Below are 11,848 nucleotides of genomic sequence, written 5' to 3'. Positions count from 1 at the left end.
CCACATGGACGTTCGTCACCCCGTCTCGCTCGCCGACCAGCCCCGCGCAGCCGCAAACAACCAAGAAACGTTTCTTGGCATGCCCAAGCGCGGGCTGGCCTTTCTGCTGGCGAACGTCATGTTCTGGCAACCGATGTGGGCGCAGGCCGACGGCATTGTCGTCGCCAACCCGAACACCACACTGGATCGCGCCGGCAACGGTGTGCCGATCGTCAACATCGCTACGCCCAATGCCAGCGGGCTGTCGCATAACCAATTTCACGATTACAACGTTGGTGCGCAGGGCGTTATCCTCAACAACGGAGCAACCCAGACCTCCAGTACGCAATTGGGCGGCCACGTCATTGGCAACCCGAACCTGAAGAACAGCGGTTCGGCGCAGGCGATTCTCAACGAAGTCATCAGCGGTAACCCGAGTCAGCTGCGCGGTTACACCGAAGTGGCGGGGCAGTCGGCGCGCGTGATTGTCGCCAACCCGTATGGCATTACTTGCAACGGTTGCGGTTTCATCAACTCGCCGCGCGTCACCCTGACCACCGGCAAACCGGTGATCGAAAACGGCCGACTGGATCGCTTTCAAGTCGATCAGGGTTCGGTGGCCATCGAAGGCGCGGGCATCAACGCCAGCAATGTCGATCGCTTCGAGATCATCACCCGCAGCGCGAAGATCAACGCGCAGATTCAGGCGCAGAACCTGACCATCGTTGCCGGTCGCAACGACGTCAATGCAGACAGCCTGAATGCGACGGCCCGCGCCGATGACGGCAGCGCCAAGCCGCAACTGGCGATCGATTCCTCGGCGCTCGGCGGCATGTATGCCGGGGCGATCAAACTGGTCGGCACCGAAGCCGGCGTCGGGGTGAAACTCGACGGCAAACTGATTGCCAGCGGCGGTGATATTCAGCTCGATGCCAACGGCCAGCTGAGCCTGGCCGATACATCGGCGGCCGGCGCGGTCAACGTCAAGGCCGCCAGCCTCGATGCACGTGGCACGGTTTACGCTGGCAGCGCACTCACCGTGCAAACCCAGGGCAACCTGACCAACCGCCAGACCCTCGCCGCGCGCGACAGCATCAGCCTCAGCGCCGGCGGTCAATTGACCAACGCTGGCACCATCGAGGCCGGCGTCAATGCTGACGGCAGCCGCAATGCCAGCGGCGATCTGAGCCTGAGCGCACAGATCGTTGATAACGCCGGCAACAGCCTTGCCGCCAGCCGCAACCTGAGCGTCAACGCCACGCAAACCCTGAACAACCAGAGCGGCATGCTCAGCGCGAAAAACATCACCGTAACAGGCGGGGCGCTGAACAATCTCAGCGGCCAGGTTCTCGGTGATCTGGGACTGTCGATCGATCTGCGCGGTGCGCTGGACAACCGTGACGGTGTGCTCGGTTCCGGCGCTGCGGTGTTCGTTAAAGCCGCGAGTCTGGATAACCGCCAGGGCGGTGCGCTGGTCAGCGATGGCAGCCTGACCGCACGCATCAGCGGCACGCTCGACAACCGCAACAAGGGCGATATCTCGGCCAAAGGTGCCATCGATGTGCAGGCCGGTACGCTGGACAACCGCGACGGCAAAATCATTGGCAAAAGCACGCTGGCGTTGCGCGGCGATGTGGCCGATAACCGGGCCGGGGTGGTTCAGGCTGATCAGCAGTTGAGCGTGAATATCGCGCAAATGGATAACCGCGACAAAGGCGTGATCAGCGGCAAGGCCGGCCTGACTTACGTCGGCAACCGTCTGGACAACAGCGGCGGTCTGGTCAGCGCAGCGGGGCCTTTCAATCTTACTGCCGCCGAGATTCAAAACGCTGCCGGGCGGATTTCCAGTCAGGGCGACCTTCTGGCGACTATCGGTCTGCTGCAACAGCAGGGCGGCGAACTGGTCGCCCAAGGCAATCTGACCCTCAGCGGTAAAACCCTCGACAACCGTAACGGCGGTCTGGTGGGCACCACTAAAGCGCTGACACTCAGCGTTGACGACATCGACAACCGCAGCGGCGAGATCTCCAGCAGCCTGTTGCTGAACGTCAAAGGCCTGCGTCTGGACAACAGCGACGGCGGCAAAATTCTTGCCGGTACCGATCTCGGGCTGAGCGTCGCCAGACTGATCAACCAGAACAAGGGCTTGATCTCCGCCGTCAAAGGCGCGGCGACCATCAGTGGCACGACGCTGGACAACAGCGGCGGCACGCTCAACAGCCTCAACGGTCTGGTGATTACGCTGGACGATGCGCTGATCAACGCCGGGGTCATCAGCACCGAGGGCGCGCTGAGCGTCAACGCCGCGCGTATCGACAACCGCAGCGGCAGCCTCGGCAGTGCCGGTAACCTGAAACTGACGAGCACTGGCGCGTTGCTCAATTGGGGCGGTTCGATCAGCACTGACTCCGCGCTGACCCTCAACAGCGCCAGCCTGGATAACAGCCACAAAGGCGTGATCTTCGGCCAGGGCATCAGCCGCGTCGAAACCGGCGCGTTCGACAACAGCGATGGCGGCAAGCTCACCAGCGGTGCGGCAATGACGCTCAAGGCCGGGCAGGTCAACAACGCCAGCGGACGCATCGCCAGCCAACAGGCGCTGGACGTTTCGCTGACCGGGCTGGATCAGCAGGGCGGCGAACTGTTCAGCAAGTCCGCTCTGACCCTCGATCTGCACAACGGCCAGCTGACCAACCAGAACGGTTTGATCAATGCCCCCGGCACGCTGCTGCTGAAAAACCTCAACGGCGTAAACAACCAGGGCGGGGAGATTTCCAGTCAGCTAGCGTTCGCGCTCGCGGCGCAAAACCTCGATAACAGCAACGGCAAACTGCTCAGCCAACAGGGTTTGACCCTGCGCATTGCAGCGGCGCTGAACAACGTCAAAGGTGTAATCTCCGGTGCTTCGCTGGACAGCCACAGCGCCAGCCTCGACAACGGGCAGGGCTTGATCAGCAGCCGCGGCGCATTGCTGTTGACCACCGACAAGGCTCTGAACAACCAACTCGGCACGGTCATCGCTGACGGTCAACTGACGGTTACCGCCGATGAGTTGGTCAATGGCCAAGGCAGCATTGCCGGTAAAGCGGACGTCAGTGTTGAGGCACGCGCCTTCAACAACCAGAAAGGTCAGTTGATCGCCACTGGCGTACTCAAACTGGACGCCGATCAAGTCGATAACCGGCAGAACGGTCTGCTCGGTTCAAGCCAGGACATGACCCTGACGATCGCTGATCTGGATAACCGTGGCGGTGAAATCAGTACCAACGGTGATCTGCACATCAGCGCTACAAAACTCGACAACAGCGAGGGCGGCAAGGTCTTCACCGGCAAGGCGCTGACCCTGATCGTCGATGAGGTGATCAACCGCAGCAAAGGCCTGATCGACGCCGGTACGTCGTTGGATCTGCGCGGACGCACCCTGGTCAATGGCGGATCATTGCTCAGTCAGCACGGCATGCAACTGACCCTCACGGGCGCTTTCGATAACAGTCAGGGCAAGGTCAGCAGCGAACAGGCGCTGACCGTCAAAACAGCGCAATTGACCAACACCGGCGGCAGTCTGTCCAGCGCCGGCGATCTGACCGTCAACAGTGACGGTAGCGTCGACAACCAGGGCGGCCAGATCGTCACCGACGGCGCCCTTGTGCTCAACAGCGCCAGCCTCGACAACCGCTCGCAGGGCATCCTCAGCGCTAAAGGCGCCGTCAGCATCAGCACGGGTGCATTCGATAACAGCAATGGCCGGCTCAGCAGCGCCGACACGTTGAACCTGACTGCCGGTCAGGTCACCAATGGCGGCAACGGCAGCATTGGCAGTCAAAACGCCCTGACGGCGTCGGTCAGCGGACTCGATCAACAGGGCGGCAAGCTGTTCAGCAACACGCAACTGAGCCTGGATTTGAACCACGGCCAACTGAACAACATCGGTGGTTTGATCAACGCTCCGGGTACGCTGCTGCTCAAGCAGCTCAACGGCGTCAACAACCAGGGCGGTACGATTTCCAGCGCCGAGGCGTTTACCCTCACCGCGCAAAGCCTGGATAACAGCAACGGCAGGCTCTTGGGCACTCAGGGCCTGACCTTGCGTATTGCGGCGGCGCTGAACAACGTCAAGGGCCTGATTGGCGCGGCGTCGATTGATGTACGCGCGGCAAGCCTGAACAACAGCGCCGGCAACATCGTCAGCCGTGGCGGTCTCGACCTGACCGTCGACGGTTTGCTGCGCAACGATGCGAAAGGATTGATCAGTTCGGCGCAATCCATGGAGATTAACAGTGCCGAGTTGAACAACCGCGACAGTGGACTGATCAACAGCCAAGGCAACCTGACCCTGACCGCCACCGGCCTGGACTCCAGCGACGGCGGCGAAGTCTCTGCCAGTGGTGACATGGATCTGAAACTGACGTCCTTGACCCAGAACGGCGGACGCCTGCGGGGTGAACAAGGCGTTTCCGTGGATCTGGCCGGCGGAGATCTGAGCAACCAGGGCGGATTGCTGACCGCCAAAGGTCCATTGACGCTCAAACGTCTGCATGACCTCAACAACCAGAGCGGCGAGATTTCCAGCAACGCAGGTTTTGATCTCATTGCACAAGCGCTGAACAACACTTCCGGCAAGATCATCAGCGGCGAAAAACTACTGTTGCGTGGCACCACGTTGAACAACCAGAACGGCCTGATTTCGGGCTGGCAAGGACTCACCGTCAACGGCGACAGCCTGGATAACCGCAACAGCGGCACGGTCTCAAGCAAGTTCGCCGACGTCACCGTTGACCTCAAGGGGGCGCTGCTCAACAGCGGCAGCGGTGCGCTGGTCGCCGAAGGTAACCTGATCGTCAAAGCGGGAAGTCTCGACAATAGCAACAAGGGCAATCTCAGCAGCGGCGCTGGGCAGACCCTGACGCTGGGCGGTGCGCTGGATAACAATCTGGGCCTGATTTTCAGCGGCGCGGCACTGGATGTGGTCAGCACGGCGTTCACCAATGCCAGCGGCTCAGTCAATGCCAAACAGGCTTTCACTGCCACAGCAACCCGTCTGGACAACAGCGGCGGACAGATCGCCAGTAACGAGGCGGTCACTCTCAACCTGAGCGGGGAGCTGAACAACGGCTCCGGCAAACTGGCCTCCGCAGGGCCGCTGGTCATCAAGGGCGTGACCGCTCTGCGCAACCAGAACGGCCAGATCGCCAGTCAGAAAACCCTGGAAGCGCACACCGGTTCGCTGGACAACAGCAACAAGGGCACGGTCGCTGCCAATGATCAGTTGCAGATCACCGCAACGGGCGCCGTCGACAACAGCGCCGATGGTCTGATCTACAGCCAGAAGGCCGGCGTTCAACTGGCAGCGGCGAGCCTGCGCAACGGCAAAGGTTCGATCCAGAGCGAAGGCGCACTGACACTCGACGTCAGCGGCGATTTCGATAACCAGAGCGGCAAGGTCATCGCGCAAAACGGCAATGTTTTCGTCAAAGCGGCCAACATCGACAACCGTGGCGGCACGCTGTCCAGCATCAAAGGCGCACTGGAAGCACGCACGGTCGGCGTGCTGCGCAACGGCTTCGACCTCAACAATAATCGTCAGGGCGGCATCATTCAGGCGCAGGGCCTGACCCTGTCGGCACTGGCCGGGCTGAGCAACAACGGCGGGCGGATTTCCGCGCAGTCGGCTGACAGCAGCATCACCACGACAGCGCTGGATAACAGCAGTGGGGTGCTGTATGCGAAAGGATTGCTGGGCGTCACCGGTTCAAACCTGGAAAACGCCAGTGGACAGATCGCCGCGAATCGCATTGATTTCGGCCTCACCGGTGCGTTGCGCAACGGCGCGGGCGTCATCGAAAGTGACACCCAATTGAGCGTAAAAGCCGCCAGTGTCGACAACCAGAATGGTCGTCTGCGTTCGCTGGGCAACACTGGCAAGACCCTGTTCCAGGTTGGTGGTTTGCTCGACAACCGCAATGGCGTATTGGAAACCGCCAACGTCGACATGACCCTCGCCCTCGGTGGCTTCCTCAACGGCGGCGGGCAACTCAACCATGTCGGGCGCGGCAAGTTCGACATCTCCACCGCCAATGTCATCGGTGCTGGCGGCAGCATCGTCACCGGTGGACTGCTGGAACTCAACGCTGATACGTGGAGCAACTCCAACGTCATTCAGGCCGGCCGCCTCAACGTCAACGTGCGCGAGTTCAGCCAGACCGCCAGCGGCAAATTGCTGGCTTCCGATTCGTTGCAGATCCGCGGGGGCAACTGGGCCAACGATGGCTTGATCGCCAGTGATGGATCGATCGACATGCGTTTGTCCGGCAACTATGGCGGCAACGGGCGCTTGACCAGCCTGCGCGACACCTATCTGTCTGCGGCTTCGATGAACCTCGGCGCAGCCGGCAGTTTTGCCGCAGGTGCGACGTCGACCATCAAGATTGACGGGCAACTGGTCAATGCCGGTCGCATCACTTCCGGCGAAGACCTGACCGTCGACGCTGGCAACCTCACCAACCGCGGCACCCTCGGTGCGGCGCAAAACCTGATCGTCAAGGCGCCTGTCTTGCTGAACGACCGTGGACTGATTTTCAGCGGCAACGACATGACGCTCGGCGTCGGTACGCTGACCAACCAGAACGGCGATTTCTACGGTCTGGGCAACGTGGTGATCGCCGGCTATAGCGGCGGCACACGAGCGGCGGGGGTGTACAACATTTCCGGTTCGATGGAGAGCGGCGGCGGGTTCACGCTGGATGCCGATGTGTTCGAGAACCGCACCGAAGGCCCGACGGCGTCGGCTGAACGCAAGTTGATTTCTGGTTTTATCGCGGCCACCTGCGGTGACTGCGTGGGCAGTACGTTCAACAACTTCCTTGCGACTCGCGAGACGTACCAGTTCATCGATACCGATAACAGCGCGTCTGCCGTCCTCAACGTTGGTAAGGATTTCGTCTTCCACGGCGGTACGTTCCTCAACAGCAAAAGCACGATAGCGGCGGGTGGTGGCATTGACATCACCGCGGTCAGCCTGAAGAACATAGGCACCCAAAGCGGGACCATCGAGGTTACCCGTCAGTACAACTTCGAAATGGGCACTGGCACCACGGCGCAATTCATGGCCAACGTGATGATGCCGTACAACCAGCGCAACAACCCTGATTTCCCGTTCATGTATTACGTGATCGCGCCTGAAGGTCTGATCCGTAAAGCGATTGCCAAAACCGTGGGCAACAGCGTTGTCATCGTTGACGCCGAGACCGGCGCCAACGTCGGTAACAGCAAATATGGCCGAGCCATGTCGGGTTACAGCGCTGGGTTCGAGACGTCGACGCCATCGTTGTACGACCCGAATAACCTGATGGCCATACCGACCGAACTGACGCAGTTTCAGAAGGGCGACTCGGTTGAAGTGAGCGTCGATGGCGCGGGTGCGCCCGGCACAACGACCGGACGCAACGCGGTGATTCAGGCCGGTGGCAAGGTCTCGATCAATGCCACCAAGGAAATTGAAAACAGCGTTATCCAGCAGGACTACAGCGCAACCGGCGGCACCAACAAAGTCGCCGATACCAGCGTCGGTACCAGCAACACCACCGTGGTGCGCATCAACAGTCAATTGCCGCCGGACTTGGCTCAACAGCAGCTCAATCCGCTGAGCCTGCCCGGGTTTTCCTTGCCGACGGGTGAGAACGGTCTGTTCCGTTTGAGCGGGCAGGGCAGCAGCGACGCTGTCGCCGGCAACATCGGGCCAGCACCGACCTGGACGGTTGGCAGTGAGACAGTCGATACCCAAGAGCACGCAGTCGCTGCCACCAGCGGTGGACCGCGCAATCTCTTCATCGATGCGCCGGCTGCGGTCTCCGACAGTACGCGCGTGGTCGACACCTTCGACCGCAAACCGAGCGTAATGAAAACAGCTGCCAGCAGCGTCGACGCCAAAGTTCCGGTGGATTCTGCAGGGCCGGGTCTGCACGACCGTGGCAACGACATGAAGGAGTCGATCGACACTCGTCCGGTCACCCGCGTGACTGGCCTGCCCGACACCCAGGCACCGTCCAACCCGCATAAATACCTGATCGAAACCAACCCGGCGCTCACCAACCTCAAATCGTTCATGAGCTCCGATTACCTGCTCGACAAACTCGGCTACGACCCCGACCAAAGCGCCAAACGCCTGGGCGATGGCCTCTACGAACAACGCCTGATCCAGCAAGCCGTCACCGCGCGCACCGGCCAGGCGTTCCTCGACGGCCAGACCTCCAACGAGGGCATGTTCAAGTACCTGATGAACAACGCCATCGCCAGCAAGGACGCGCTCAACTTGTCGGTGGGCGTCGGCCTCACCTCGCAGCAAGTCGCAGCGCTGACCCACGACATCGTCTGGCTCGAAGAGCACGAAGTGAACGGCGAAAAAGTGCTGGTGCCGGTGGTGTATCTGGCGCAAGCCAATGGCCGCCTCGGCCCGACCGGGGCGTTGATTGCAGGTAATGACGTGACGCTGATCGCCGGGGAAAATCTCGACAACGTCGGCACGCTCAAGGCTACCAACAACCTCTCCGCTACAGCCGGCAAAGACCTAGTCAACAGCGGTTCGATCGAGGCGGGCAATCGTCTGGACCTGCTGGCGACCAACAACATCATCAACAAGGCCGGCGGCATCATCACCGGCAAAGATGTCAGCCTGACCACGCGCACCGGCGATGTGATCAACGAGCGGACCATCACCTCGATGGACGACCAGTACGGCTCCGTCACTCGTCATCAGGATTTTGCCGACAACGCAGCACGCATCGAAGCCGTGAATGACCTGACCATCAAAGCGGCGAAGGACATCAACGTCATCGGCGGCGTTCTGAAAAGCGGGCAGGACATGACGCTGAACGCCGGTCGCGACGTCAACGTGGCATCCGTGCAGGTCAGCAACAGTGTGTCACTGGGTGACAGGGCGAGCGCCAGTGACATCACTCAGCTGGGCGCTGACATTGATGCAGGGCGTGACTTCAAGGCGGATGCCAAGCGCGACATCAACGTCATCGCCAGCCAGATCGACGCCAAGCGCGATATATCGATGAAGGCGACTGAAAACCTGGTCATCACCTCGGCGGCGGATGAAGAACACTCGAACTCGAAAAACAAGAACGAGAAACGCCAGGAGGACCATGTCACCCAGGTCATGTCAGGTATTACCGCGGGCGGCGACGTCAGGTTGGATGCGGGCAAAGACCTGAGTGTGATTTCCAGCCGGGTGACGGCGGGGGATGAGGCGTATTTGGCGGCGGGCGACAAGTTGCAGATCCTGGCGCTGCAGGACACTGATTACTCGCTGTATGACATGAAGAAAAAGGGTGGCTTCGGCAAGCTGAAAATGCAGCACGACGAGGTCACTGACAACAAGTACGTCGGCTCCGAAATCAAGTCTGGCGGCGATCTGACGCTCAAGAGCGGAGGCGACCAGCTTTATCAGGTCGCGAAACTTGAAAGTGGCAACAACATCACACTGGACAGCGGTGGCTCGATCACTTTTGAAGCAGTGAAAGACCTTCACAACGAAAGCCACACCAAAACCGACAACAACGCTGCGTGGGTGTCCTCCAAGGGCAAGGGCAACACGGACGAAACTCTGCGTCAGACCCAGATGATTGCCAAGGGCAACATCGTTATCAAAGCCGTCGATGGCTTGAAGATCGATATCAAGGATGTGAACCAGCAGTCCGTCAGCCAGACCATCGACAGCATGGTCAAGGCTGACCCGCAGTTGGCGTGGTTGAAGGAAGCCGAGGCCCGCGGGGACGTCGACTGGCGGCTCGTGAAGGAAATTCACGAATCGTTCAAGTACAACAATTCGGGGCTTGGTCCAGCCTCGCAGATGATCATTGCGATCGTGATGGCTGCGGTTGTTGGACCGGCAGCGTTGACGGCATTGAGTGGGATGGGCACGTTCTGGGCCGCAACTTTCGCGGCAGTGGCTACCGGCGCAGCGACGAATGCGACGACCAGTTTTATTAATAACGGTGGGGACCTTGGAGCGGTTTTCGCGGACGTTACTTCATCTGATGCGCTGCAGGGTTATGTGGTTTCCGGGCTGACGGCCGGTTTGATGTCGGAGTATCTGAATAAGCTGACTGGCGTGAAATTTGACCCCAATGGCAAATATGCCGGACCGTCATTGGCCACGTGGGAGGGAGTGAGTAAGTTCGCAGGAAGCCAGATTATCCAAGGCAGTACGTCTGCGTTGATCAGCAAGGCAGTGGGAGGCGATGCTGACCTTGGCAATTTGCTGCAAACCGCACTTTTCAACACCGTCGCAGCGTTCAGCTTCAACATGGTCGGTGACCTTACGAAGGGTGTTGTGGATGATGGCTCTGCGACGAAAGTCATTATTCACGCTGCGGTTGGTGGGCTGCTGTCCGAAATGACTGGTGGAGATTTCGCGACGGGTGCATTGGCGGCTGGGGCGAATGAAGCTCTTGTCGGGGAAATGAATAAATGGTTCGAGGGCAACCCCGAACTGTTGCTCATGGGGTCACAGATTGTTGGAGTGCTGTCCGCGACGGCGCTTGGCGACACAGATCAGGAATCGCTGGAGGTGGCCTCGTGGATTGCCAACAATGCTACGCAGTTCAACTTCCTGAACCACCAGCAAGCGGATGATCTCGTCAAGGAGTTGAAGGGCTGTAGAACGAGTGAAAGCCCAGAATTCTGCCGACAGAAAGTCAAGGATCATTATGCCGAGCTTAGCGCCAAGACCAGTGGCTCTGAGCTATTCAAATGCGAAGGATTCGCTGAATGTAATGCTCAAACGACAGCAGCTGAAGGCGGGACGCTCGCACTGGAGGACTATGACGCCAATGGCGGGCTGAACCCTGATGAGCGGGGAATCGTTCAGGATTTCCAAGATTCCAATCACACTGACGAGTTGAACTCTGGCCACAAGACGATGCTTGGTGATCATGCGGAGATCGCTGGGACTGTTCTTACTGGGGGCTTGGGAGGAGCGGGAAGTGTAGTTGGTAAGACCGAATCCGCCATCGCTCCATTGTCGAGGCTTTTAGATGATGCTAGAAGTCAACTGGACGTGTTCATTGGAACCTTCGGTAAGTACAAACCACCGACCGTGATCGGAGCGGTTGACCCTTGGACGGGGAAAATTGTCACGTCGTCAAGCGGAACGGTGCCGACTACAATTGCTCCCGAACTGAAGGCATATGCAGACAGCTTAGGCGGCTTGGGTGTGAAGACAGCATGTGGCAATACGCTTGGACGCTGTGCAGAATTCCGGGCAGCTAACGAACTGCTCTTGAACAATCCAAAACTGCGGCTAAAGGATATCGCTTTTACTCCTGCAATTCGACCCAGAACCGGGGAGGTAGTCCCTCGCTGTGAAAATTGTATCAATATATTTGGAGTTGAAAAATGAATATGGATGAAGAGTTTTTAGAACTCAACGATCTTGATTGGTTTACGTCATGCCAAGAAGGTGGGGTGTTGCATTTTGCTACGGCAGGAAAAGGTTTCATACCCCAAGTGATAAGGGCTTCAATCGAAAATTACGAAGAGATTTACGATTATTTTTTCTCTAGGGTGGCCGACTCTGATGTCGAAGTAATCGAAAATAACTTGCCTCTTTTCACTGGTCAGCTCGAGCGGGACCGATATTTGCAATGTTTTTGTGATATGGCTAGAAAAGGTGTTTATAGTTATGACTTTTCGCAAGGCGAAAAATATAAACTAATAGCAAGGCCTGTTACGCCGCTAGTGTTTTCGAAGCTTCCTGAAAGAGTTCGGAGAATCATTAGTAAGGCGCCGTTATCACCAACGATTTTCATGGATGTAGGTGAGCTAAAAAAGATTGATTCGGTGATTGCCGAAAGATAAATGAGGA

The 11,848-nt window shown here is 58.8% G+C and carries 2 protein-coding genes; both read left to right on the top strand.

Annotation, left to right across the window (positions count from 1 at the left end; translation table 11 throughout):
• The first annotated feature begins 4 nt into the window (after positions 1–4).
• Positions 5–11,383 carry a filamentous hemagglutinin N-terminal domain-containing protein gene (locus tag HU755_RS03115; RefSeq protein ID WP_186630573.1) on the top strand — a complete coding sequence of 3,793 codons (11,379 nt, stop codon included), beginning with the start codon at positions 5–7 and terminating at the stop codon, positions 11,381–11,383.
• Positions 11,380–11,841 carry a hypothetical protein gene (locus HU755_RS03110; protein ID WP_186630572.1) on the top strand — a complete coding sequence of 154 codons (462 nt, stop codon included), beginning with the start codon at positions 11,380–11,382 and terminating at the stop codon, positions 11,839–11,841. Before HU755_RS03115 ends, HU755_RS03110 begins: the two co-directional genes overlap by 4 nt.
• The last annotated feature ends 7 nt before the right edge of the window (positions 11,842–11,848 follow it).

This window comes from Pseudomonas sp. SWRI111, from assembly GCF_014268555.1.
GTDB lineage: Bacteria > Pseudomonadota > Gammaproteobacteria > Pseudomonadales > Pseudomonadaceae > Aquipseudomonas > Aquipseudomonas hamedanensis.
This window is presented reverse-complemented; position numbering and strand designations above follow the sequence as displayed.